Genomic DNA, 24,775 nt, shown 5'->3' with positions numbered 1-24,775 from the left:
GTGGAACTCCCGTGGGTGTGGCTGTGCAGGACTGGTATGCGGGCCAGCGGTCAGCCGAAGCTGTAGCTGAAGTTGCCGTCCCCCACGCCCACCTTGACCTGCTCGATCGGCTTGCCTTCCATCATCCGCGTGAGGAACTCGCGGCTGATGTCGGGCAGCATGGTGTTGGTGAGGATGGCGTCGATCATGCGGCCGCCGGATTCGCTCTCGGTGCAGCGGCTGACCACCAGCTTGACCACGTCGTCGCCCACCTCGAACGGAATCTTGTAGCGCGCTTCCACGCGCTTCTTGATGCGGCCCAGCTGCAGCCGCACGATGCTGGCCAGCATCTCGTCGGACAGCGGGTAGTACGGGATGGCGACCAGCCGGCCCAGCAGCGCGGGCGGGAAGATCTTCAGCAGCGGCTCGCGCAGCGCCTTGGCCATGCCCTCGGGCTCGGGCATCAGCTCCGGGTCCTTGCACATGCTGGCGATGAGGTCGGTACCGGCATTGGTGGTCAGCAGGATCAGCGTGTTCTTGAAGTCGATGCTGCGGCCTTCGCCGTCCTCCATGAAGCCCTTGTCGAACACCTGGAAGAAGAGCTCGTGCACGTCGGGATGGGCCTTCTCCACCTCGTCCAGCAGCACCACGCTGTAGGGCTTTCGGCGCACCGCCTCGGTCAGCACGCCGCCTTCGCCGTAACCCACGTAGCCCGGGGGCGCGCCCTTGAGCGACGAGACGGTGTGCGCCTCCTGGTACTCGCTCATGTTGATGACGATGAGGTTCTGCTCGCCGCCGTACAGCGCCTCGGCCAGCGCCAGCGCGGTCTCGGTCTTGCCCACGCCCGAGGTGCCGGCCAGCATGAACACGCCGATCGGCTTGCTCGGGTTGTCCAGCCCGGCACGGCTGGTCTGGATGCGCTTGGCGATCATCTCCATCGCATGGTCCTGGCCGATCACGCGCTGGGCCAGCAGCTGCGGCAGCCTGAGCACCGTCTCGATCTCGTTGCGCTGCATGCGGCCCACCGGGATGCCGGTCCAGTCGCCCACCACCGCGGCCACCGCCTGGTAATCGACCGTGGGCAGGATCAGCGGGCTTTCGCCCTGCAGCGTGGTGAGCTGCTGCTGCACCTCCTGCAGCCGGGCCAGCGTGGCTTCGCGGTCGACGTCCGCGGCGGCCTTCGCATCGGCCGCGGCCTGGGCTTCCAGCGTGCTGCCGGTGCCTTCCACCGGCTGCGTGCCGCCGGGGCCGCCGCGCAGCGTGGCGCGCAGGCCCAGCAGCTCGTCGACCAGCTTCTTCTCGCCGGCCCAGCGTTCTTCCAGCTGCGCCAGGCGCGCCTGTTCCTCGGCCAGCGCGCTGCTGGCGTCGTCCTCGCGCTCGCGCACGTCGATGCCGATCGCCTTCTCGCGGCCGATGATCTGCAGCTCGGTCTCCAGCGACTCGATGCGCTTGCGGCTGTCGTCCACCTCGGCCGGCGTGGCATGCAGGCTCACGGCCACGCGGGCGCAGGCGGTGTCCAGCAGGCTCACGCTCTTGTCGGGCAGCTGGCGCGCCGGGATGTAGCGGTGGCTGAGCTTGACGGCGGCCTCCAGCGCCTCGTCCAGGATCTGCACCTTGTGGTGCTTCTCCATGGTGCTGGCCACGCCGCGCATCATCAGGATGGCCTTCTTCTCGTCGGGCTCGTCCACCTGCACGTTCTGGAAGCGGCGGGTCAGCGCCGGGTCCTTCTCGATGTACTTCTTGTACTCGGCCCAGGTGGTGGCGCCCACGGTGCGCAGCGTGCCGCGGGCCAACGCGGGCTTGAGCAGGTTGGCCGCGTCGCCGGTGCCGGCCTGGCCGCCCGCGCCCACCAGGGTGTGGGTCTCGTCGACGAACAGGATGATGGGCTGCGGGCTGGCCTGCACTTCCTCGATCACCGAGCGCAGCCGCTGCTCGAACTCGCCCTTCATGCTGGCGCCGGCCTGCAGCAGTCCGACGTCCAGCGTCAGCAGCTTCACGTCCTTCAGCGCCGGCGGCACGTCGCCGCGGGCGATGCGCTGGGCGAAGCCCTCGACCACCGCGGTCTTGCCCACGCCGGCCTCGCCCACCAGGATGGGGTTGTTCTGCCGGCGGCGCATCAGGATGTCGACCACCTGGCGGATCTCGTCGTCGCGGCCGACGATCGGGTCCATCTTGCCGCTGCGGGCCTGCTCGGTCAGGTCGGTGGTGAACTTCTTCAGCGCCTCCTGCTTGCCCATGGCCGCAGGGGCGATGGCGCCCGAGCCTTCGCCCGGCGCGCCGCTGCCCACGCCGGAGCCGTCGGTGGCGCCTTGGCCGTCCTCGGGCGAGCCTTCGGTGATGCGCGCGAAGTTGTCGGCCAGGTCGTCGGCCTTGATCTTCTCGAACTGCCGCGACATCGCGAACAGCGCATTGCGCAGCAGCCCGGTCTTGAGCATGCCCAGCAGCAGCGTGCCGGTGCGCACGGCCGTGTCGCCGAACATCAGCGAGCCGTACACCCAGCCGCGCTCCACCGCGGTGTCGATGGTGTCGGCGATGTTGCTGATGGAGGTGGCGCCGCGCGGCAGGCGGTCCAGCGCAGTGGTGATGTCCTTGGCCAGCACCGAGGCATCCAGCCCGTAGTGCTTGACGATGCGGTGCCAGTCGGAGTCGGGGCTCTGCAGGATCTGCGCGATCCAGTGCTCCAGCTCCACCGTCGGGTTGCCCCGCAGCTTGCAGAACACCGTGGCGCCTTCCACCGCCTTGTAGGCGAGGGCGTTGAGCTTGCCGAAGACGGCAACGCGGCTGATTTCTGCCATGGTCAGACCTCTATCGAGTCGGTGGTGGATCGGTGGCTCTCGGTGTGCTGTCGGCGGCGCAGGGAGCGCAGCGCCTCGATCGGCTGCAGCCGCAGTGGCGCAATGCCGGTGCGGCCGGGCTGGCGCAGCCAGCTGTCCCAGCCCAGGCGGCCATGGCGGCCCAGGCGGGCGGGCTGGATCTGCTCGGCCTGCAGCCCCAGGCGCAGGCCCCAGCCGAATTCATCGCCCACGTACTGCCGCACCAGCGCCACCACCGCCGGCAGCACCCGGCCGCCCGGCAGCAGGGCGGCAAAGGCGGCATGGTCCAACGGGCCGATGTGCACCAGGAAGTGGTGCTGCCGGTCCCACACCATGGCGCCCAGCACGGCGCCGGCGCCGAGCTTTGCGCTGGTGTTGCGGCGGGCGCCGCCGCGGCGCGTGCCCAGGCGGCTGCGTTCGGCCGGCTGCAGCGGCATCCAGGCGCCGGCGAACTGCTCCACCTGCACCGGCCGGCGCAGCATGCCGCCCAGCAGCGCGGCCAGGCCTTCGGCGCTGCGCGACTGGCGGGTGAACACGCCGGCGAAGTGCAGCTTCACATGGTCGTGCACCGCATCGCGCTGGCGCATCGCCGGGCTGCCGATGCCGATGAGCGAGCCGACGAAGGCGGCGAAGCGGTCCTCGTCCGGCCGGTCCATGCCCACCGCCGGCTGCGCCTGTGCCCAGGCGCGGTAGAACAGCAGCAGCACCCGGTGGTGGAACAGGTCGGCGAAGCGGGCGAAGGTCTCGTCGCCGTGATGCAGCTCGCGCTCGCGGGCGTATTCGGTCAGGTGCAGCGGCAGCGGGCCGTTGGGGCCGAACAGGCCGAGGAAGCGCACGTCGATGCGCGGCGGCCGGCTGCCGGTGCGCGGCCGCACCGCATGCAGCGTGGCCGGCGCGAAGCTCAGGTCGGGCGACTGGCCCAGCCGCACCGGCTCGTCCTGCGGACGGCGCGCGGTGCCCAGCCGGGGCGCCCGCGGATGGGCCGCCTCCACCAGCCGCAGCGCATGGAAGAAGTCGTAGCGCCAGGGCTCGGCGGCCAGCGCCTGCAGCAGCTGCTCCGCACTCGTCGCGCTCACAGCACCGGCCTCGTGCCCGTGGTGGGGCGGCCCACCAGGATGGCCCCGCGGCTGGCCGAGCGCACATGCGTCTCGGTGAAGCCGTTCATCGACACATGCCGCGCCAGGAAGCGCTCGAGCACGCAGCCCAGCAGGAAGGCGCTGCTGCCCTGGAAGGCCAGGTCGTCCACCTCCAGCTCGATGCGCACGCCGCGGCCGAAGGCGATGGGCCCGGGCATCGGCAGCCGGCGCACCACCGGCTCGGTGCGCACCGAGCGCAGGCCCTCCACCTGCTTGTGCTGCGCGGCATCGGCCTCGTGCACGTACAGCCGCAGCATCTCGCGCAGCGCGGCGGCGCCCTGCTCGGCATCGGTGTCCAGCAGCGACAGGTGGTTGAGCGACAGCTGGTTGACGAAGCGCCAGGCCACGTTGCCCTCGCGCAGCGCCGACAGCGGCCGCGACGGCCCCTTGATCACCCGCACGCCCTTGACCGGCGCGGTGGTCTCCAGCGTCAGCTCCGCGCCCGCGGGCAGCAGCAGCGGCAGGTCGCGGTTGCTGCACAGCGCCTTCACGCCCAGCTGCTGCAGGCTGCCGCTGTAGGGCGCCTCCTGGGCGTCCACCACGCTGATGAACACCTCGCTGCCCACGTAGGAGGAACGGGGCCCGTCGCGCTTCTGCGTGGTCGACAGCAAGCGCGGCTCGCGCTGCAGGGCGAAGTAGGCGTCGTGCTCATGGTCCTCGGCATGGAAGGCGGCATACAGCGGCATGAACTGCCGCTCGCTGCCGCTGCCCACGCCGTGCCCGGTGACCTGCAGCACGTCGTGGATCTCGTAGTCCATCGGCCGGGTGCGGTCCACCACCACATGGAAGTCGCTGGTCTGCGGCGTGACATGGATGCGGTCGCAGCGCTGCTCGAACAGGTTGACCGCCGGCACGCAGTTCAGCGCGAAGGCGCTGGCGTCCACCGACTGCTGCAAGCTGCCGTCGCCGCGCGAGAACAGCAGCACCAGCTCGGCCTCGCGCCCGCCCAGCGCGCGCAGCGCCTCGCCCAGCCCGCAGACGTCGAAGAACAGGAAGCGCTGCGGGAAGGCGAAGTACTCCTGCACCAGCCGGTAGCCGTCGAAGCCGGGCAGGGCGGGGGCAGCAGCGCCTGCTCGGGCTCGAAGCCCACCCGCTTCACGTCATCGGCATCCAGCACCTGCCAGCGGTCGCGGCGCGCCTGCGGGCCGGCCGGCAGCACGAAGCCGCCCAGCACATGGCCGCACACCAGTTCATGCAGCCGGTAGGCGATGTCGTCGATGCCGGCGCAGTGCAGCCGCAGGTCGTCCAGCTGCACCTGCGAGAAGTCCAGCCCCGCCGTCGTGCGCAGCTTGATGCGCACGCCGCCGCCGTAGCTGCGCCACTCGGGCACGCTGGCCAGCGGCAGTTGCGCCGCATGGGTGAAGTAGGCGGCCTCGGTGATCTCCAGCGGCCACATCGTCAGGTCCTGCCCGGTGCGGAAGCGGCAGGCCGTCTGGCCGGCGCGGCCGGTGCCGCTGCGCAGCATGCTGCCGCGCGGCAGGGTGGTGCCGGTGGCCAGGCCGGCATCGGCCAGGTCGGGCTGCAGCTGGGCGATGAGCATCGCCGGCGTGGGCGCCAGGAAGTTGGGGTAGACGATCTCCAGCAGCCGCTGCGTGAAGCGCGGGAACTCGGCATCCAGCTTCAGCTGCACCCGCGCCGTGAGGAAGGCGAAGCCCTCCAGCAGCTGCTCCACGTAGGGGTCGGCCACCTCCACGCCGTCCATGCGCAGGCGGCCGGCGATCTTGGGGAACTGCTGCGCGAACTCGGCGCCCATCTCGCGCAGGTGTGCCAGCTCCTGGTTGTAGTAGCGCAGCAGTCGCGGGTCCATCAGCGGGCCAGTTCCTTGATGTCGACACGCCCGGTCTCCAGGTCGATGTCGGTGTGCAGCAGCAGTTCCAGCGGTACCGGCTGCGCCCACAGCTGGCCGCTGATGCGAAAGCTGATCTGGTTGTGGTGGTCCAGCTGCTCGTCGGCCACCACCGCTTCCACCCGCAGCGTGGCGGGCAGGATGCGCGGCTCATGGTCGACGATGGCCTGGCGCACCTGCGCTTCCAGCGACACCGCATCCACCGACGAGGCGCACAGGCCCGACAACGCCGGCAGCCCGTAGTCGAGCACCGAGCGCCGGGCCTGCGGGTACGCGTCCAGCGGCTGCGAGTCGGACAGCCGCGCGCTGTTGAACAGCCAGCTCAGGTCGCGCAGCACCGCCTGGCGCAGCTGCTGGCGCGACAGCACCCGCTGCTCGGGCGCGTCGGTGCGGCTGCCGGGATCGTCGTCGCGCAGGCGGTCGAGCAGCGCGGGCTGCAGGCGGTCGGTGACTTTGTTCAGGGCCATCGCGCCCTCGTGTCCATCAGAGGGCGGTGGTCAGGCACTGAAGGTGATGGAGCGGGTGTCCATCAGGGCCAGCTCGCCGCTGTCGGTGGCCCACATGCGCTGGCCGGCGCCGACGAACAGCCCGGGCCGCGGCTCCAGCCAGTCGGTGCGGCGGGCCAGGGCCAGCAGGCCGTCGGTCAGGTCGGTGCCGGCATAGCGGGTGGGGATGAAGGCCACCGTCTCGCCGCCGTTGTCGAACAGCAGCTGCGCTGGTGTCCACACCCGGTCGCGCAGGTCGGCCGGGGCTTCGATCTTCACTTCCGCCAGGCGCGTCATCGGCACCCAGTAGTAGCGGCCGTTGATCACCGCCTCGATCACCGGGCCCAGGCGCATGTCGGCATCGGCGATCCAGGCGAAGGCCTGGCCGTCTGCCTGGCCGGCGCAGTCGGGCGCGTCGTCCAGCGCCTGGATGCGCAGCTTGTGCGCATCCTCGGCCTCGCCGCGGCCGTCGCGGATCAGCGCCTCGATCAGCAGTGCCACCCAGGCCTCGGGCTCGCCGAACAGCAGCGGTACCTTGCGGCCCTGGAACACGGCTTCGCGCAGGGCCTCGCACTGCAGCGTCTCGCGGTAGGTCTGCACCATCGGCAGGGCCGAGGCATCCAGCTCGCCCACCACGTCCAGCTGGTTGCGTGCACGTTCCCACTGGCCCAGCACGCACAGCAGCTGGAACAGGAAGATGCGCAGCTTCGGCTCGGCCGGCTTCGCGCGCACCTGGTCCTGCAGCAGCTTGAGCGCGCGCTGGGGGTCGCCTTCGCGCAGGGCTTGTTCGGGTGTGGGGTTCATCCTGTGATCTCCGCCGAGAAGGACGAAGCGGCCTTCTTGGCGCCCTTTTCATCCTGCGCGCTGTAGGTGACGTCGATCTTCTCGAACGCGATGGCGATGCGCTCGACCAGCACCGGGCTGTCGGGCGACTCGGTGCCGATGTCGAAGGCCGTGATGCGGCCGCGTTCGATGGTGACCTGCAGGTAGTCGATGGCCGGTGCGCCGCCGCTCTTGCGCACGGACAGCACGGCCTTCTTGATCTGCTCGTTGTTGCGCATCACCGCCATCAGCGCGGTGGAGGCACTGTCCACGCCCTTGGTCAGGCGCAGCTCGGACAGCGCGGCGCGCGAGGCGGTGCCGGCACCGCCCAGGCCCGAGGCGGCGGCCATGCCCCAAGACCATTCCTTGACCTCGATCTCGCCGATGTGGCTCGCAACGTTGGATTCGCCCCGGATCGCGCCGGTGCTCTTTGCCTCGATGCGCAGGTGCATGTCGCCTTTGGCCATGGGTGCGCTCTGGTACAGCGGACAGTCGGTCCGGGCCCCTGGCGGTGCCCGGTGGTGCGGTGCGGGCTAGGCGCCCGCTCAGGCTGCGGCGTTGCCGGCGATGTCGTAGACGTAGTCCATCGTGCCGCCCTTCTTGGCGCCCTTGGGATCCTGCGGCTGGTACTTGAAGCTGAACTTGGCGAAGTTCAGCGACACGTTCTCGGTCAGGCGGTCCTCGCCGCCGCTGCCGCCGGTGGACACCGAGGTGACCAGCACTTCCTCCAGCTCCAGCACCACGTACTCGAGCGGCGTGCCGCCGGCCTTGCGCACGATCAACGTGGCCTTGTCGTGGTGGGTGCCCTCGCAGCAGGACTTCAGCAGCGCGTTGGACGACGAGTCGATGTACTTGGTGAAGGACAGGTCCTGCACGGCGGCCTTGCCGCTGCCGCCGCCGCCGCCCATGTGCGTGGTGCCCGAGTTGCTCATGCCCCAGCTCCAGGCCAGCACGTCGATCTTTTCCTTGTGCTTCGCGTCGGTCGACTCGCCCTTGATGTCGCCGATCTGGATGAACATGTCTACAGCCATGATGGATCTCCTTGATGCCCTGGACGGAAGCGGGCGGTTGGTTGTCGCGTGAACACTCTAGGCGGCGCACCCTGCGCCGCCATCCCCAAGAAACGAGACTCAGGCCCCCTTGGCCGAAGGCAGCTTCGACACCAGCCGCAGCGAGACCGTCAGCCCCTCGAGCTGGTAGTGCGGCCGCAGGAAGAACTTCGAGGTGTAGTAGCCCGGGTTGCCTTCGACTTCCTCCACCACCACCTCGGCGGCGGCCAGCGGCTTGCGGGCCTTGGTGGATTCCGACGAATGCGCCGGATCGCCGTCGACGTAGTTGAGGATCCAGTCCTGCAGCCAGCGCTGCACCTCGTCGCGTTCCTTGAAGGAGCCGATCTTGTCGCGCACGATGCACTTCAGGTAGTGCGCGAAGCGGCAGGTGGCGAACAGGTACGGTAGCCGCGCGGCCAGGTTGGCATTGGCGGTGGCGTCGGGGTCGTCGTATTCGGCGGGCTTCTGCAGCGACTGCGCGCCGATGAAGGCGGCGAAGTCGCTGTTCTTGCGGTGCACCAGCGGCATGAAGCCGTTCTTGGCCAGCTCGGCCTCGCGGCGGTCGCTGATCGAGATCTCGGTGGGGCACTTCATGTCCACGCCGCCATCGTCGGTGGGGAAGGTGTGCGTCGGCAGGCCCTCGACCGCGCCGCCGGACTCGATGCCGCGGATGCGCGAACACCAGCCGTATTCCTTGAAGGAGCGGTTGATGTTGGTGGCCATCGCATAGGCTGCATTGGCCCAGGTGTACTTGCTGTGGTCGGCCGCGCCGGTGTCTTCCTCAAAGTTGAAGGCCTCCACCGGATTGGTGCGGGCACCGTACGGCAGGCGCGACAGGAAGCGCGGCATCGCCAGGCCGATGTAGCGCGAATCGTCGGACTCGCGCAGCGAGCGCCAGGCGGCGTACTCGGGCGTGGTGAAGATCTTGGTCAGGTCGCGCGGGTTGGCCAGCTCCTGCCAGCTGTCCATCTGCATCACGCTGGGCGAGGCGCCGGTGATGAAGGGTGCATGCGCGGCCGCGGCCACCTTGGCCATCTCGCCGAGCAGCTCCACGTCGGGTGCGCTCTGGTCGAAGTGGTAGTCGCCCACCAGGCAGCCAAAGGGCTCGCCGCCGAACTGGCCGAACTCCTCCTCGTACAGCTTCTTGAACAGCGGGCTCTGGTCCCAGGCCGTGCCCTTGTAGCGCTTGAGGGTCTTGCCGAGATCCTGCTTGCTGATGTTCATCACGCGGATCTTCAGCATCTCGTCCGTCTCGGTGTTGTTGACGAGGTAATGCAGGCCTCGCCAGGCACCTTCGAGCTTCTGAAAATCGGCGTGGTGCAGGATCAGGTTGATCTGCTCCGACAGCTTCTTGTCGATCGCCGCGATCATGTCCTCGATCGTCTTGATCGTGTCCTTGCCGATCAGCTGCGTCTGCGACAAGGCCTGCTGGGCGAGCGTCTGCACGGCCTGCTCGACGGCGCTCTTGGCCTCGTCGCTCTTGGGCTTGAACTCCTTCTGCAGCAGCGAGGCAAGGTCGTTGCCTTCGAGGCTGACCGCGGCCAATGCGGAAGGGCTGGTTTGGGCTTCTGCCATGGGTGTTGCTCCGGAATGCGGTGTCAGCGTGCGGCGCGCCTCAGGTGGCGCTGCCTTCGTCGGCCGGCTTGGCCGAGGCGGCCAGCGAGCCCAGCAGCGCCGGGTCGGCCAGCAGCTTGGCGATCAGCTCCTCGGCGCCGCCCTTGCCGTCCATGTAGGTGACCAGGTTCTGCAGCTGCTCGCGCGCGGTCAGCAGCTTGTTCAGCGAATCGACCTTGCGCGCCACGGCCGCGGGCGAGAAGTCGTCCATGCTGTCGAAGGACAGGTCGACGTTGATGTTGCCTTCGCCGGTGAGCGTGTTGGGCACCTGGAAGGCGACGCGCGGCTTCATCGACTTCATGCGGGCGTCGAAGTTGTCGACGTCGATCTCGAGGAACTTGCGGTCGGCCACCGGCGCCAGCGGATCCGCCGGCTTGCCCGACAGGTCGGACAGCACGCCCATCACGAAGGGCAGCTGCACCTTCTTCTCGGCGCCGTAGACCTCCACGTCGTACTCGATCTGAACCCGTGGCGCCCGGTTGCGGGCGATGAATTTCTGGCTGCTACCCATGACTCACTCCTTGGTTGAAAGGCCGGGCGCTGTGGCCCTACGCGGACTCGTCGTCCAGTTGCACGCTGTCGGGATCGACGCCCATCACACGGGCCACCTCGGCCAGTGCATCGGGCGCCAGCTCTTTCATGAGCTGCAGGAAGTTGCGGTTGATCATCCGCCGCGCCCGGCGCAACAGCAGCGGCGCGGGGTTGGTGGGCTCGGTGCGCTCGAGGAAGTCGCACACCATGTCGATGGCGCGGATGGCGTCGTCGCGGGTGGCCACGGTGCCCGACAGCCCCCGGCGCGGCGCGGCGCCCGACGTTGCAGCGCCGCCGCCATCCACCGCTGCAGCGCCGTCGTCCTGCGCCGCATCGGCGCCGGTGGCGTCGGCCGCGCCATCGGCGGCCTCGGCCGGCATCACGCCCACCAGCATGTGCAGCAGCGACTGCAGCGGCTTGAAGTCGGGCGCGGATTCGATGCCGGCCTTGTCGTTGGCCAGGCTGGCCAGCGCCTTCAGCTGCGCCATCGCCTCCGACGGGCTGCTGCGCAATGCAGGCTGCTGCCCCGCTGCCGCCGCCAGCATCTGCTGCAGCTGGTCGCGAGAGTAGTTGGCATCGCCTTCCTTGGCCGGCATCAGGCCCAGCGCCACTTCCACCGCCCGCACCCGCACTTCGCCGATGCCACGCTGGCTGAACAGCACCGCGCGGCGCACGTCGCCCACCAGGCCGTCGGATTCGCGCAGCAGGGCCAGCGCATTCATGCGGGCATAGGGATCGCCGTCGTCGGGATCGGGCAGCGGATGCAGCGTGTCCCAGAAGGCATCGAGCAGGCCGTGCAGCAGGCGCAGGCCTTCGGGCAGCGCGGCGAAGCCTTCGAGGTGCACGCAGGCACGCACCCAGATGACGGCGATGCGCAGGTCGCGCGTGCGTTCCATCAGCGCTTCACAGCGCACCCGCACGTCGCGCCAGTCGGGCGGCACGGCGGCCTCGAACTGCGTCTCGGGCCGGCCGGCGGCGGCCTGGTTCAGCGCGAGGAAGTCGTTGTCGTATTCGAGGTCGGGGCCGCAGGGCGCGTCGTCGTCCGGCAGGGGTTGAAGCCAGCCGTCGATGGCACTGGTGCCCGTGAAACCGTCGCTCACTTCGACATCCTCAGCATCGATCACGCCCCGTTGGTTTTATGTTGTGCACTTGCTACAAAGGTATGCACTATTTGCAGCCCCCGCAGCGAGGCGCGAGTGTCGCAGTGTTCCGTGACCGTGAAAAGTGCCGCGAGTCGTTCTTATTGATGTCAACCCGTTGGGGGATAAGGAAGCGTGAACTCCTTCGCTACCATGCGCCCGCAGTCGGCAATGCCGCCCTTGGGGGGACGATGAAAATAGATGGGGCTCAGCGGCAATTCAGCACGTTCCAGGCAGCCGCCGGGCGGCGGACGTGGCCTGCGTGCCTGCTGCTGGCGGGCCTGTTCCATGGGGGCGCACAAGCCCAGCAGCCACCCGATCGGCCGCTGCCGGTGGTGCCCACGCCTTCGGAGCTGGCGCCGCGTGCATTGCCGTCGCTGGCCGACACGCCGGGCCTGCCGCCGCAACCGGTGCCGCGCGAGCTGGCCAAGCCGCAGGACGACATCGCCATCGACGTGACCGCCTATGCGGTGTCGCCGGATGCCCCGCCGGAATTGCGCGCCGCGCTTCCGGCGCTGACCGCGGCCTACGTGGGTCGCGGCCGCTCGTATGAAGACCTGGTCAATGCGGCCACGGAGGTCACGCGCTTCCTGCAGCGGGAGCTGGGCTATTACCTGGGTTATGCCTACCTGCCGGAGCAGGCGCCCGAAGGCGGGGTCATCCGCATCGCAGTGCTGGAAGGCCGGCTCGACCGGGTGGAGCTGAACTGGCGCGATGGCCTGCCGGTCAAGCGCGAGGTGGTGGAGGCCTACCTGGCGCGCCTGAAGCCGGGCGACATCCTGCGGGTGCGCGAGGTGGAGCGGGTGGTGTTCCTCCTGAACGACCTGCGCGGCATCACCGCCCGCTTCGACGTGAAGACCGGCTCGGTGCCCGGCACCGCCACGCTGGTGGTCACGCCCACCGCCGAGGCCCGCTGGACCGGCAAGCTCGACGTGGACCTCAACGGCTCGCGCTTCCTGGGCACCGAGCGCATCGGGGGCCTGGTCTCGGGCAACAGCCTGCTGGGCCGCGGCGATGCGCTGACGCTCAATGCGCTCACCAGCTTCGACCGCGGGCTGAGCTTCGCGCTGGCCGGCTACACCCTGCCCATCGGCAGCGACGGGCTGAAGGTGGGGGCTTCCATCTCGGCGGTGCGCTACCAGCTGGACGAGGAGGAGTTCCCGCTCGACGTCAACGGCGACGCGCTGAACCTCACGGCCTATGCGCTGTACCCGCTGGTGCGTTCGCGCAACCTCAACACCTTCGTGGTGGGCTCCTTCGAGCACAAGCGGTACGAAGACCGCCGCGACGTCACCCGCAGCGAGGACAAGAAGCGCGTGGACAGCCTGACCCTGGGCACCACCGGCGACTTCCGCGACAGCCTGCTGAGCGGCGGCGTCAACACCTACGAGGCCAACATCGCGCTGGGCCGCGTGCGTTATCCCGGCGGCACGCCCGCCGGGCTGGACGACGACGAGCACTACCGCAAGCTGATGCTGGCCTTCAGCCGGCTGCAGAACATCGTGGACCAGCGGCTGCTGCTGTACATCGCGCTGCGGGCGCAGCAGGCGTTCTCCAACCTGGACACCACCGAGCAGTTCCGACTGGGCGGGCCCGACGGCGTGCGTGGCTTCGCGCCCGGCGAAGGCACCGGCGACAGCGGCCAGTTGATGACGCTGGAGCTGCGGCTGCTGCCGCCCGAGAGTTGGCTTGGGTCGCTGTCGCGCGAGGTGGTGTTCGGCGTGTTCTACGACGCGGGCCGGGTGAAGTTCCGGCATGACGCTTCGTCCCGGCCGGCGGGCTTCGACAACGCGGCCACCTACACGGCGGCCGGGCTGGCGGTGTCGTGGGTGCGGCCTGGTGGTTATGCGCTGCGGGCCAGCCTGGCCAAGCCGCTGGTGGGCACGCCGCGCGCGGATGCCCGCGAGCGCGACCCGCGCCTGTACCTGCAATTCAGCAAGCTGTTCTGAACTGGATGGCGGCCGCCGGCGGCCGCACGAGGGGTTATGCCATGCGTGAACGCTCCCACCCACACCATCGGCCGGTCCTGCGGCGTGCCGCGCGGCCGCTGGCCGTGGCGCTGAAGCCGGTGTGCCTGGCCGCCGCGCTGGCGGCCGGTGCGCTGCCGGTGCAGGCGCTGCCCACTGGCGCGCAGGTGACTGCCGGCCAGGTGCAGGTGGGCACGCCGCAGGGCGGGCAGCTGGTCATCCGCCAGACCACCGGCAAGGCCGGCATCGACTGGCAGGGCTTCTCCATCGGCGCCGGCGAGCGGGTGCAGGTGCAGCAGCCCGGCGCCTCGTCCATCCTGTTCAACCGCGTGGTGGGCGCCGAGCCCAGCGTGATCCTGGGGCAGCTGCAGGCCAATGGCCGGGTGTTCCTGTCCAACCCGCGCGGCATCCTGTTCGGTGCCGGCTCGCAGGTGGACGTGGGCGGCCTCGTGGCCACCACGCTGAACCTCGATCCACAGGCGCTGGCCAATGGCCGCTACCAGCTCACCCGTGGCCTGGACCAGCCGGGCGAGCTGCGGGCCGAAGGCGACATCCGCGCCAGCGGCACCGTGGCGCTGGTAGGGCCGACGCTGGTGCAGGGCGGCCACATCAGCGGCGCCCGGGTGGGCCTGGCGGCGGCCGGCGCGGTGCAGGTGGACGTGGAGGGCGACGGCCTCATCTTCTTCCACATGCGACACGAAGACCTGGCCACGCGGCTGTCGGTGCTGGGCAATGTGCTGGCCGATGGCGGCAGCGTGGAGGCGCGCGCCGTGGCCCGCAGCGGCTTTGCCGACACGGTGCTGAACATGGACGGCATCGTGCGCGCCCGAGGCATCGGTCAGCGCGAGGGGCGGGTGGTGATCGACGGCGGCACCGACGGCATCACCACCGTGGCCGGCACCGTCGACGTCAGCGGCCAGCAGCCGGGCCAGCAGGGCGGGCAGGCCGAATTGCTGGGCGAGAAGCTGCTGCTTTCGGGCACCGCCCGCATCGATGCACGCGGCGACGCGGGCGGCGGCACCGTGCTGGTGGGCGGGAACTGGCAGGGCCAGGGTCCGCAGCCCAATGCGCGCATGACGGCCGTGGCCGCCGGCGCGCAGATCGACGCCAGCGCCCGGCGCAGCGGCGATGGCGGCACGGTGGTGGTGTGGTCGGACGAGGCCACGCGCTACCAGGGCCGCATCACTGCGCGCGGTGGCGAGGCAGGCGGCGATGGCGGGCAGGTGGAGGTGTCCGGCAAGCGGTTCCTGGACTACCGGGGCAGCACGGACCTGCTGGCCCCGAAGGGCCGCAGCGGCCGGCTGCTGCTGGACCCGACCAACATCACCATCGACGATCTGGCCACGCCCGATGTGAACGACGACGGTGTCAGCGAAGACCTCGGCAGCCCCACGCTGGCTTTTGCCGACCCCGGCACCAACAGCCGCATCAGCGCCAGCGCGGTGCAGACGCAACTCGGCGCCGGCTCGGTCACGCTGCAGGCGACCAACGACCTGTTCGTCAACAGCACCATCACCTCCACCAACGGCTCGTCGCTCACGCTGCAGGCGGGCAACAACATCAATGTGGCCGCCGCGATCTCGGTGACCGGTGCGGGCGCCAACCTCACCTTGTCCGCCAACGATGCCGGCGGGCCGGCCAGTGGTGCCGGCCGGGTGGCGCTGGGCGCCGCGGTGACGGCAGCCGGCACCGTCTCCATCACCCAGGGCGTCAGCAGCACGCCGCATCAGCTGGGCGCCGACATCAGCGCCACCAGCCTGGTGCTGGACGGCGCGGCCACGCTGGTGGACCCGCGCATCTGGACGCTCAGCGGTGCCTCCACCGTCGCCGCATCGCTCGGCGGTGCCGGCACGCTCACCCAGGCCGGCGGCGGCAGCCTGGTGCTCACCGGCACCAACAGCTTCGGCGGCCTCACCATCAACGCCGGCAACACGCTGCAGGTGGGCAACGGCGGCACCACCGGCACGCTGGGCGGCGGCGCGGTGGTCAACAACGGTGCGCTGGTGTTCAACCGCAGCAATGCGCTGGCGGTGGGCAATGCCATCAGCGGCAGCGGATCGTTGACGCAGGCGGGCACAGGGCTGCTCACCTTGTCGGGCGGCAACAGCTACGGCGGCACCACCACCGTGAGCGGCACCGGCGGCCTGACGCTGCAGGGCGGCAGCGCCATCGGCGACGGCAGCGCGGTGCAGGTGGATGCCGGCACCACGCTGACCATCGACACCAGCGAGACGATCGGCTCGCTGGCCGGCGCGGGCACCGTGGCCCTGGCCACCGACCAGGCGCTGAGCACCGGCGGCAACAACACCAGCACGCTGTTCAGCGGCAGCATCACCGGCAGCGTGACGGTGGCCAACACGCTGCAGCTCATCAAGCAGGGCAGCGGCAACTTCACGCTGACCGGCAGCAACAGCTATGCGGGCGGCACCAGCATCGCGGCCGGCGGCAGCCTGCAGCTGGGCAACGGCGGCACCACCGGCTCGGTGGCCGGCGGCGCCATCACCAACGACGGCACGCTGATCGTCGACCGCAGCAATGCCATCACGCTGGCCAACACCATCGGCGGCAGCGGCGCCCTGCGGCAGGCAGGCGCCGGCCTGCTCACGCTGACCGCCGACAACAGCTACGGCGGCGGCACCACCATCAACAGCGGGCGCAGCCTGCAGGTGGGCGATGGCGGCGCTTCGGGCAGCCTGGGCACGGCCGGGGTGGTGAACGATGGCAGCCTGGTGTTCAACCGCAGCGGCAGCGTCACGGTGGGCGGCGCCATCAGCGGCAGCGGCAGCCTGGCCGCCAACGGCGCCGGTACCGTGGTGCTGGCCGCCGACAACAGCCATGCCGGCGGCACCACCATCGCCAGTGGCGCCACGCTGCAGGTGGGCAACGGCGGCACGGCCGGCACGCTGGGTGCGGGCACCGTCGGCAACGACGGCACCCTGGTGTTCGACCGCAGCGACACCGTCGTGCAGGCCACCGCCATCAACGGCAGCGGCGGGCTGCGGCAGGCCGGCAGCGGCACGCTGGTGCTGGCCGCGAACAACGGCTATGCCGGCGGCACCACGGTGGAGTCCGGCGGCACGCTGCAGGTGGGCAACGGCGGCACCACCGGCACGCTGGGCGGCGGCGCGGTGGTCAACAACGGTGCGCTGGTGTTCAACCGCAGCAATGCGCTGGCGGTGGGCAATGCCATCAGCGGCAGCGGATCGTTGACGCAGGCGGGCACCGGGCTGCTCACCTTGTCGGGCGGCAACAGCTACGGCGGCACCACCACCGTGAGCGGCACCGGCGGCCTGACGCTGCAGGGCGGCAGCGCCATCGGCGACGGCAGCGCGGTGCAGGTGGATGCCGGCACCACGCTGACCATCGACACCAGCGAGACGATCGGCTCGCTGGCCGGCGCGGGCACCGTGGCCCTGGCCACCGACCAGGCGCTGAGCACCGGCGGCAACAACACCAGCACGCTGTTCAGCGGCAGCATCACCGGCAGCGTGACGGTGGCCAACACGCTGCAGCTCATCAAGCAGGGCAGCGGCAACTTCACGCTGACCGGCAGCAACAGCTATGCGGGCGGCACCAGCATCGCGGCCGGCGGCAGCCTGCAGCTGGGCAACGGCGGCACCACCGGCTCGGTGGCCGGCGGCGCCATCACCAACGACGGCACGCTGATCGTCGACCGCAGCAATGCCATCACGCTGGCCAACACCATCGGCGGCAGCGGCGCCCTGCGGCAGGCAGGCGCCGGCCTGCTCACGCTGACCGCCGACAACAGCTACGGCGGCGGCACCACCATCGACACCGGCAGCACGCTGCAACTGGGCAACGGCGGCGCCGGCGGCACGGCGGGCAGCGGGCCCATCGACCTCGACGGTGCCCTGGTGGTGAACCGGAGCGCCGACCTCACCCTGGCCAGCCTGCTGCAAGGCAACGGCAGCCTCACGCAGACCGGCAGCGGCCTGCTCACGCTCACCGCCGACAACACCTACCTGGGCACCACCATCGACCCCGGCAGCACGCTGCGCGTGGGCGCGGGTGGCAGCACCGGCACGCTGGGCAGCGGTGGCATCACCAACAACGGCAGCCTGGTGTTCGACCGCAGCGCGGCCTTCACGCTGGCCGGTGCTATGACCGGCACCGGCGCGCTGGTGCAGACCGGCAGCGGCCTGCTGATCCTGGGCGCCGACAACAGCCACGGCGGCGGCACCACCATCGACGCCGGCAGCACGCTGCAGGTGGGCGCCGGTGGCGCCACCGGCACGCTGGGCAGCGGCCCGGTGGTCAACCAGGGCAGCCTGGTGTTCGACCGCAGTGCGGCGCTCACGGTGGCCAACACCATTTCCGGCGCCGGCACGCTGCGCCAGACGGGCAGCGGCAGCCTGACGCTGGCGGCCGACAACAGCTACGGCGGCGGCACCACCATTGACAGCGGCAGCGTGCTGCGGCTGGGCAGCGGCGGCGGCACCGGCTCGGCGGGCAGCGGCGCCATCGTCGACAACGGCCTGCTGGTGGTGGAGCGCAGCAGCGCGCTGGTGCTGGGCATGGCGATCAGCGGCAGCGGCGGCTTGACGCAGGCCGGCACCGGCCAGCTCACGCTGTCCGGCAGCAACAGCTACAGCGGCCTGACCACGGTGGAGCGCGGCACCCTGCGGCTGCTGGGCGGCAATGCACTGGCGGACACCGCGGCGGTGCAGCTGGATGCCGGTGCCACACTGGTGCTGGATGCGAACGAGACCATCGGATCGCTGAGCGGCGCGGCCGGCGCCACGGTGGCGCTGGGCCTGGACCGCCGGCTGACCCTGGGCGGCAACAACGCCTCCACGGTGTTCGCCGGCAGCATCACCGGCAGCACCAGTGCGCCGGGCACCGTGCAGCTGGTCAAGCTGGGCAGCGGCCGCTTCACGCTGGCGGGCGACAACAGCATGGCGGGCGGCATCACCGTGGCCGACGGCACGCTGCAGGTGGGCAATGGCGGCGCCGCCGGCAGCCTGGGCAGCGGGCCGGTCGGGAACAACGCGGCGCTGGTGTTCGACCGCAGCGATGCGGCCGGCCATGTGGTGGCCAACACCATCACCGGCAGCGGCACGCTCACGCAGGCGGGCACGGGCCGCCTGATCCTCACCGGCGACAACACCTATGGCGGGCTCACCACCGTGCAGGCCGGCACCACGCTGCAGGTGGGGCAGGGCGGCGGCACCGGCGCGCTGGGCAGCGGCAACGTGCTCAACCAGGGCGCGCTGGTGTTCGACCGCAGCACTGCATTGACCGTCAGCGGCCGCATCGACGGCAGCGGCACGCTCACGCAGCAGGGCAGCGGCATGCTCACCCTCAGCGGCAGCAACGGCTACACCGGCCTCACCACGGTGCTGTCCGGCGGCCTCACGCTGGCCGGCGGCGCGGCGCTTGCCGACAGCGCGGCGGTGCAGCTGGCCGATGCGGCCGGCGCCACGCTGGTGCTGGCCGACGACGAGACGCTCGGCAGCCTGGCTGGCGGCGGCGCCGCAGGCGGCGGCGTGGACCTGGGCAGCCACACGCTGACGCTGGGCGGCGGCACCACCTTCGGCGGCCGCATCGTCGGCACCGGCGGACTCACCAAGACAGGCACCGACCTGCTGGCGCTCACCGGCGACAGCAGCTACAGCGGCCCGACGACCATCGCGGCCGGCGTGCTGCAGGTCGGCGATGGCGGCAGCACCGGCAGCCTGGGCAGCGGCAGCGTGCTCAACCAGGGCCTGCTGCGCTTCCAGCGCGGCAACGCGCTGCTGGTGGCCAACGACATCAGCGGCAGCGGCGGCCTGACGCAGGCCGGCAGCGGCACGCTGACGCTGGCCGGTGCCAACACCTACGCCGGCCTGACACTGGTGGCCGCCGGCGTGCTGGCCACGCAGGGCGCCGAGCGCCTGCACGACGCCGGCGCAGTGCAGGTGGCCAACGGCGCGCAGCTGCAGTTGGGCGGCAACGAGGCCATCGGCTCGCTGGCCGACGCAACCGGCCAGGTGGCCGACGGCAGCGCACGGGTGCTGCTGGGCAGCTTCACGCTGGCCGCGGGCGATGCCAGCGACACCCGCTTCGGCGGCGTGATCGACGGCTCGGGCGGCTTCACCAAGACGGGCAGTGGCCGCTTCACGCTGGCCGGCCTGAACAGCTACACCGGGCTGACGCTGGTGGCGGCCGGCACCCTGGCCACCGAAGGCGGCAGCGCCGGCCACCTGGACGACCGCAGCGCGCTGCAGATCGCCAACGGCGCGGTGCTGGCCCTGGGCGGGGCGGAGACGGTCGCCTCGCTCGCCGATGCCGATGGGCAGGTGGCCGACGGCAGCGCCCGGCTGCTGCTGGGCACCCACACGCTGACGCTGGGCGATGCCAACAGCACCGTCTACACGGGGCAGCTGGTGGGCAGCGGCGGCGCCGGGCGGCTGGTCAAGCAGGGCAGCGGCATGTTCACGCTGGCGCAGCCGGGGGCCAACAGCCACGGCGGCACCTCGGTGCTGGGCGGCGTGCTGCGGCTGTCTTCCGACGCGCAGCTGGGCGTGGCCGGCGCAGGCCTGCTGCTGGACGGCGGCAGCCTGCGGGTGGACAACAGCTTCGCGCTGGCCGCGGGGCGGGTCATCACCCTGCAGGGCGCCGGCGGCACCATCGACGTGGCCGCCGGCCAGACGCTGGCCTATGAAGGCGGCACCGCCGACGGCAGCAGCGCCGGCCGCCTCACCAAGACCGGCGGCGGCACCCTGCTGCTGGCCGGCGCCAACGGCCATACCGGCCTCACCCGCATCGAGGCCGGCACCCTGGCCACTGGCGCGGCGCAGCGCCTGTCCGACGCCGGCGCGCTGCAGCTGGCCAACGGCGCCGTCCTGGTGCTGGGCGGCGACGAGACCATCGCCTCGCTGGCCGACCTGGCCGGCCTGCCGGCCGACGGCAGCGCCCAGGTGGCGCTGGGCGCCCACACGCTGACCACCGGCGATGCCACCGACACCGTCTTCAGCGGCCGCCTGGACGGTGTGGGCGGCCTCACGAAGCTGGGCAGCGGGCGCTTCACGCTTGCGGGTGCGCAGGCCTACACCGGCCTCACGCTGGTGGAGGCCGGCACGCTGGCCACCGACGCCGCCGACCGCCTGGCCGATGCCACGCGGGTGCAGATCGCCAATGGCGCCATGCTGTGGCTGGGCGGTGCCGAGACCGTGTCCGGCTTCGACGACCGGGCCGGCCAGGCGGCCGACGGCAGCGCCCGCCTGCGCATCGCCAGCGGCCTGCTCACCAGCGCGGATGCCGCCGACCACCTGTTCAGCGGCCGCATCGAGGGCGACGGTGGCCTGGCCAAGGCCGGCGGCGGCACGCTCACCCTGGCCGGCAGCGCCGACAACAGCTACACCGGCCCTACGCAGGTGCTGGGCGGCGTGCTGGCCATCGGCCGCGACGGCCACCTGGGCGCCGCGCCCGGCAGCGCCAGCCCGGCGCACCTGCTGCTGGACGGCGGCACGCTGCGCATCGGCAGCAGCATGACGCTGGCCGCCAACCGCGGCCTGGCATTGCAGGGCAGCGGGGGCACGCTCGACGTCGCCGCCGGCCAGACGCTCAGCTACGACGGCGTCATGGCCGACGGCAACAGCCGCGGCGTCCTGCTCAAGTCCGGCGAGGGCACGCTGGTGCTGGGTGGCGCGAGCATCTACGGCGGCAGCACCACGGTGCAGGCCGGCCTGCTGCAGACGGTGGGCAGCGAGCGCCTGCCCGACGGCACGGCGCTGACCATCGCGGCCGGGGCTTCGCTGCAGCTCGGCGGGTCGCAGACGCTGCAGTCCATCGACGCGCAAGGCGCCGTCACGCTGGCCGGCTCCGTCACCACCAGCGGCGACCAGACCTACGCAGCGCCGGTCACCGTCGCGGCCACCGGCCCCATCCGCCTGGCCGCGGGCGGTGCCATCACCGCCACCGCGGCAGGCAACCGCTGGAACACCAGCGCCGCGCAGCCGCTGTCGATCGACGCGGCTTCGCTGCAGCTGTCCAGCGCCGACGCGGCCGGCGTTCATGCCGACCTGGTGCTGGGCGACCTGCGCCTGTCCGCCGGCAGCAGCCGCATGGACGGCGGACTGCTCACGCTCGTCGGCACCTGGTCGCTGGAGGGCACTGCCCAGCTGGCGCTGGTGGCGCATGCCGCGCCCAGCTATGCGCCGGCCGATGTGGCCGTGGGCGTGGTCGATCCCGCCGGCCGCAGCCTGCATTTCGCCAGCGACGTCATCGTGCAGGCCGAAGGCAGCAGCATCACGAGCGCCGCCGACACCAGCCTGCTGCTGCTGTCGCCGGCCGGCGGCTCCATCCGCCTGGGGCAGGTGGCCAACGACCTGCGCGGCGGGCTGTCGGCCCTGAGCGCCAACGAGGCCACGCTGTCGCCCACCAGCTTCGGCAGTGCCTGGCAGCCCAACACGGCGGGCGACGCCAACAACCTGGCGCTGCCGGCGCGGCAGTCGGTCATCACGCTGGCCGGGCAGAACCTGCGCATCGGCAACCAGACGGTGGCGATCGACGGCACCCCCGTGCCGGTGGACGGCGTGGCGGCCGACCTGGTGCGCATCACTGCCGGCAGCCTGCGCACCGATCCGGGCAGCGTGATCCGCGCACGGCTTTGGTACAACGACGAGGCCTTCGGCACCGTGCGCTCCACGCCCGGCCTGCAGCTCACGCTGCTCGACCCCGCGGCCTACACGCTGGAAGGCAGCTTCGGCAACAGCGACGCGCCGATCGCGGTGGACGTGGGCGCCATCGGCACCGATGCGCCGCGTGCCGGCCTGAGTGCCGGCTTCGTGCAGGTGCTGCCGAAGAACGGCGCGCGCGGCTCCACGGCCGTCTACCTCACCGGCCCGCGCATCGGCGCCGGGCTCTACAGCTTCTTCCACGACGGCGCCGGCCTGCTCAGCGAGGTGCCGGTGCTCTACAACGGCTTCCTGCCGGCGTCGCCGCAGTTGAGCGGCTCGCTGTCGTCGGTGGCCTCGGTCTCCGAGCAGGCGCGCAAGGAACGTTTCGAGGAGGCGGTGCGCACCGAGAACGTGGCGGTGCGGCTGCGGGCCGGCGTCATCGCGGAGGTGGGCCCGGGCCGGCCGGCCACGCAGGGCAGTGACGGCATCCGTTTGCCGGAACAATGCGATCCCCCTGGCCCGCGCTGGACTGCCCGAAATGACTCGCCCAGATCCCGAAGCTCCCTCCGCCCTCCGGCGCCGGCTGGCGTCGCGCCTGCGCCGCCGGCTGTGGCAATGGCCGCTGGCGGCCTGGCTGGGCGGCGCCGCGGGCCGCGTGGCGGCGCAGTACGGTGCCGCGCCCGTGGCACCGGCAGGCAATCCGTCGCCCGCGGCCACCGCGCCCGTACCTACCGTCGCGCCGGAGGTGCCGGCCGCGGTGGTGCTGGGCGAGCGCCTGGCCCTGGTGCTGGGCAACCGCGCCTATCCCGAGCCCTTCGACCTGCCTTCCATCCACAAGAACGTGCGCGACATGGAGGCGGCGCTGGCCAGGCGCGGCTTCCAGGTCACCGCCGGCATCGACCTCGACCCGGCCGCCGCGCGCGCCACGGTGGAGGCCTTCCTGCGCCGGGTGGCGGCCGCGCCGCCCGATGCCATCGTGCTGTTCTATTTCAGCGGCCACGGCGTGCAGCTGAATGCGGAGAACCTGCTGCTGGGCGCCGGCGTCAACCCGTCGGGCACGCCCGAGACGCTGCTCAAGGGCAGCATGGTGCTGCAGCCCGACGTGGTGCTGAAGCTGCCGCGCCGCGAGCAGGGCCTGACCATCGCGGTGATCGATGCCTGCCGCACCGACCTGCGCGCCGCGCTCAAGCCCGGCGAGGGCCTGAACCAGGTGGAAGCGCCGCCGGGCTGCCTCATCGCCTTTTCCACCGGCGCCGGCAAGCCCGCGCTGGCGCCCAACAACGAGACGCAGAACACCTTCTACACCGGTGCCCTGGTGCACCAGCTGGGCACCGCGTCGGACGAGCTGTCGTTCTCCGACCTGTTCCGGCTGGTCAAGCTGGAAACCCAGCGCACCATGCTCAACCATCCGGTGTCGCTGATCCGGCAGTTCGCGCAGTTCCCCTTCATCGCCGAGAACACGCGGCAGCCGGTGCTGCTGGCGGCGCGGCCGGCGAGCACGGCCGCGGCCGGCGGCAGCCGCTTCCGCACCGAGGACGAGGCCGGCGACTGGGCCACGCTGCAGGCCACCGTGTGGCCGCCCGACGTGGTGCGCCTGGCCGACCGCTACCTGCAGCGCTGGCCCGACAGCAAGCTGGCCGGCGGCGCGGAGGTGATGCGCGAGGGCGCCAAGGAGGCTGCGGCCATCCTGCGGCGCAACGACATCCGGCTGTTCCGCCGGTCCTTCGAGCCGCATCCCGGGGCCGACAAGGACTACCAGGCCGACCTGCTCAAGGCCGCCCGCGGCGACAAGGACGCCGCCGCCCGCGTCGGCCGCGCCTGGCGCACCGGCGCGCAGAGCGGCGCCGAGCTGTCGCGCTACGAAGGCTGGATGCAGTACGCCGCCGAGCTGGGCAACGGCATCGCCAGCTACGAGCTGGCGCTGCACTACCGCCGCCAGGACCAGCCGCAGCCCGCCGCACGCTGGGAGGCGCGTGCCCGCGAGCTGGGCTACACGCCGCCGCCCTCGCTCGACAACCAGCGCAAGTAGCTGCGTCCGGTATGCTCCGCGCCCCGGCCGGGGTGGCGAAATCGGTAGACGCCGCAGACTTAAAATCTGCTGTCGCGCAAGCGGCGTACGGGTTCGAGTCCCGTCCCCGGCACCAGGCGGCGACCCGCGCGGCGCGCCGTCCCATCCACTCCCTGGATTCCTCCCATGTCCGACACCCGGCTTCCGCTCGGGCGCCTGTGGCGTCCCGTGCTGGCGATGATGCTGGTCATCGTCTCGTCCAACTTCCTCGTCCAGTTCCCCATCAACGACTGGCTCACCTGGGGTGCTTTCACCTTTCCGGTGGCCTACCTGGTGACCGACCTCACCAACCGCGCGGTCGGCGCCTCCGCCGCGCGCCGGGTGGCATGGATGGGTTTTGCCATCGCGGTGGTGGTGTCGCTGCTGCTGGCGCCGTGGCGCATCGCGCTGGCCTCGGGCGTCGCCTTCATCGTGTCGCAGCTGCTGGACGTGGCGGTGTTCAACCGCTGGCGCACGCAATCGTGGTGGAAAGCCCCGTTTGTCGGGTCTTCAGTCGCCTCGGTCATCGATACGCTGCTGTTTTTCTCGCTGGCCTTTGCCGGCACCGATCTGGACTGGCGCGCCCTGGCCGCCGGCGACCTGGGCGTCAAGTGGCTGATGGCCGTGGTGCTGCTGGTGCCTTACCGCGCCATGCTGCCGCGGCTGTCGCTGTGGGTGCCTACCGGGCGCTGACGACACCGCCCACGGCGGCGGGCCAATCCCCCG

At 71.4% G+C, this 24,775-nt stretch carries 14 protein-coding genes, 1 tRNA gene and 2 pseudogenes; 5 read left to right on the top strand and 12 right to left on the bottom strand.

Annotation, left to right across the window (positions count from 1 at the left end; genetic code table 11):
- Nucleotides 1–50 precede the first annotated feature (50 nt).
- The 11 genes and pseudogenes from tssH to tssA form a co-directional block, all read right to left on the bottom strand.
- On the bottom strand, nucleotides 51–2,774 hold the full coding sequence (tssH, locus tag LRS14_RS06725; protein WP_257799034.1) for a type VI secretion system ATPase TssH: 2,724 nt from the start codon (nucleotides 2,772–2,774) through the stop codon (nucleotides 51–53).
- A gap of 2 nt (nucleotides 2,775–2,776) precedes the next feature.
- A complete protein-coding gene (gene tssG / locus LRS14_RS06720) occupies nucleotides 2,777–3,868 on the bottom strand; it encodes a type VI secretion system baseplate subunit TssG (RefSeq protein WP_257799033.1) in 1,092 nt (363 codons plus the stop codon).
- Nucleotides 3,865–4,953, bottom strand: coding sequence for a type VI secretion system baseplate subunit TssF (gene tssF, locus LRS14_RS30615; protein ID WP_404977536.1), 1,089 nt, complete (start codon nucleotides 4,951–4,953; stop codon nucleotides 3,865–3,867). The genes tssG and tssF overlap by 4 nt, the downstream gene beginning before the upstream one ends.
- An 86-nt stretch (nucleotides 4,954–5,039) precedes the next feature.
- A pseudogene (locus LRS14_RS30610) lies at nucleotides 5,040–5,681 on the bottom strand (type VI secretion system baseplate subunit TssF); the annotation flags it as partial.
- 53 nt (nucleotides 5,682–5,734) lie between these two features.
- A complete protein-coding gene (gene tssE / locus LRS14_RS06710; protein ID WP_046115843.1) occupies nucleotides 5,735–6,241 on the bottom strand; it encodes a type VI secretion system baseplate subunit TssE in 507 nt (168 codons plus the stop codon).
- 30 nt (nucleotides 6,242–6,271) lie between these two features.
- Nucleotides 6,272–7,063: a type VI secretion system accessory protein TagJ gene (locus LRS14_RS06705; protein WP_257799032.1), complete on the bottom strand. Its 792-nt coding sequence runs from the start codon at nucleotides 7,061–7,063 to the stop codon at nucleotides 6,272–6,274.
- The gene (locus tag LRS14_RS06700; protein ID WP_257799031.1) at nucleotides 7,060–7,548 is read right to left on the bottom strand and encodes a type VI secretion system tube protein Hcp; all 489 of its coding nucleotides are present in this window, start codon (nucleotides 7,546–7,548) and stop codon (nucleotides 7,060–7,062) included. The genes LRS14_RS06705 and LRS14_RS06700 overlap by 4 nt, the downstream gene beginning before the upstream one ends.
- A 78-nt stretch (nucleotides 7,549–7,626) precedes the next feature.
- Nucleotides 7,627–8,112, bottom strand: a complete 486-nt coding sequence (locus tag LRS14_RS06695) for a type VI secretion system tube protein Hcp (RefSeq protein WP_046115846.1) — start codon at nucleotides 8,110–8,112, stop codon at nucleotides 7,627–7,629.
- Nucleotides 8,113–8,211: 99 nt separating this feature from the next.
- Complete coding sequence (tssC, locus tag LRS14_RS06690) at nucleotides 8,212–9,705, bottom strand: type VI secretion system contractile sheath large subunit (protein WP_046115847.1); 1,494 nt, start codon at nucleotides 9,703–9,705, stop codon at nucleotides 8,212–8,214.
- 40 nt (nucleotides 9,706–9,745) lie between these two features.
- Nucleotides 9,746–10,255, bottom strand: coding sequence for a type VI secretion system contractile sheath small subunit (gene tssB, locus LRS14_RS06685; RefSeq protein ID WP_046115848.1), 510 nt, complete (start codon nucleotides 10,253–10,255; stop codon nucleotides 9,746–9,748).
- Between the two features lie 37 nt (nucleotides 10,256–10,292).
- The gene (gene tssA / locus LRS14_RS06680; protein ID WP_257799030.1) at nucleotides 10,293–11,375 is read right to left on the bottom strand and encodes a type VI secretion system protein TssA; all 1,083 of its coding nucleotides are present in this window, start codon (nucleotides 11,373–11,375) and stop codon (nucleotides 10,293–10,295) included.
- A 374-nt stretch (nucleotides 11,376–11,749) separates the two neighbouring features.
- Here tssA and LRS14_RS06675 point away from each other — a divergent pair, with 374 nt between their 5' ends.
- Nucleotides 11,750–13,363 (top strand): ShlB/FhaC/HecB family hemolysin secretion/activation protein, encoded by a 1,614-nt coding sequence (locus LRS14_RS06675; RefSeq protein ID WP_257799029.1) that lies wholly within the window; start codon nucleotides 11,750–11,752, stop codon nucleotides 13,361–13,363.
- Between the two features lie 5 nt (nucleotides 13,364–13,368).
- A pseudogene (locus LRS14_RS30605) lies at nucleotides 13,369–21,039 on the top strand (autotransporter-associated beta strand repeat-containing protein); the annotation flags it as partial.
- A 1,259-nt stretch (nucleotides 21,040–22,298) separates the two neighbouring features.
- Here LRS14_RS30605 and LRS14_RS06665 read toward each other — a convergent pair.
- Nucleotides 22,299–22,490: a hypothetical protein gene (locus LRS14_RS06665; protein ID WP_257799027.1), complete on the bottom strand. Its 192-nt coding sequence runs from the start codon at nucleotides 22,488–22,490 to the stop codon at nucleotides 22,299–22,301.
- Between the two features lie 50 nt (nucleotides 22,491–22,540).
- Between LRS14_RS06665 and LRS14_RS06660 the strand changes: the two genes are divergently transcribed.
- The 3 genes from LRS14_RS06660 to LRS14_RS06650 all read left to right on the top strand — a co-directional run bounded on the left by LRS14_RS06660 (nucleotide 22,541) and on the right by LRS14_RS06650 (nucleotide 24,742).
- Complete coding sequence (locus LRS14_RS06660; RefSeq protein WP_257799026.1) at nucleotides 22,541–24,031, top strand: caspase family protein; 1,491 nt, start codon at nucleotides 22,541–22,543, stop codon at nucleotides 24,029–24,031.
- Nucleotides 24,032–24,057: 26 nt separating this feature from the next.
- A tRNA-Leu gene (locus tag LRS14_RS06655) sits at nucleotides 24,058–24,146 on the top strand.
- A 50-nt stretch (nucleotides 24,147–24,196) separates the two neighbouring features.
- A complete protein-coding gene (locus LRS14_RS06650) occupies nucleotides 24,197–24,742 on the top strand; it encodes a VUT family protein (protein WP_046116104.1) in 546 nt (181 codons plus the stop codon).
- Nucleotides 24,743–24,775 lie beyond the last annotated feature (33 nt).

The organism is Aquincola sp. J276 (genome assembly GCF_024700035.1).
Classification (GTDB): domain Bacteria; phylum Pseudomonadota; class Gammaproteobacteria; order Burkholderiales; family Burkholderiaceae_C; genus Aquincola; species Aquincola tertiaricarbonis.
This window is presented reverse-complemented; position numbering and strand designations above follow the sequence as displayed.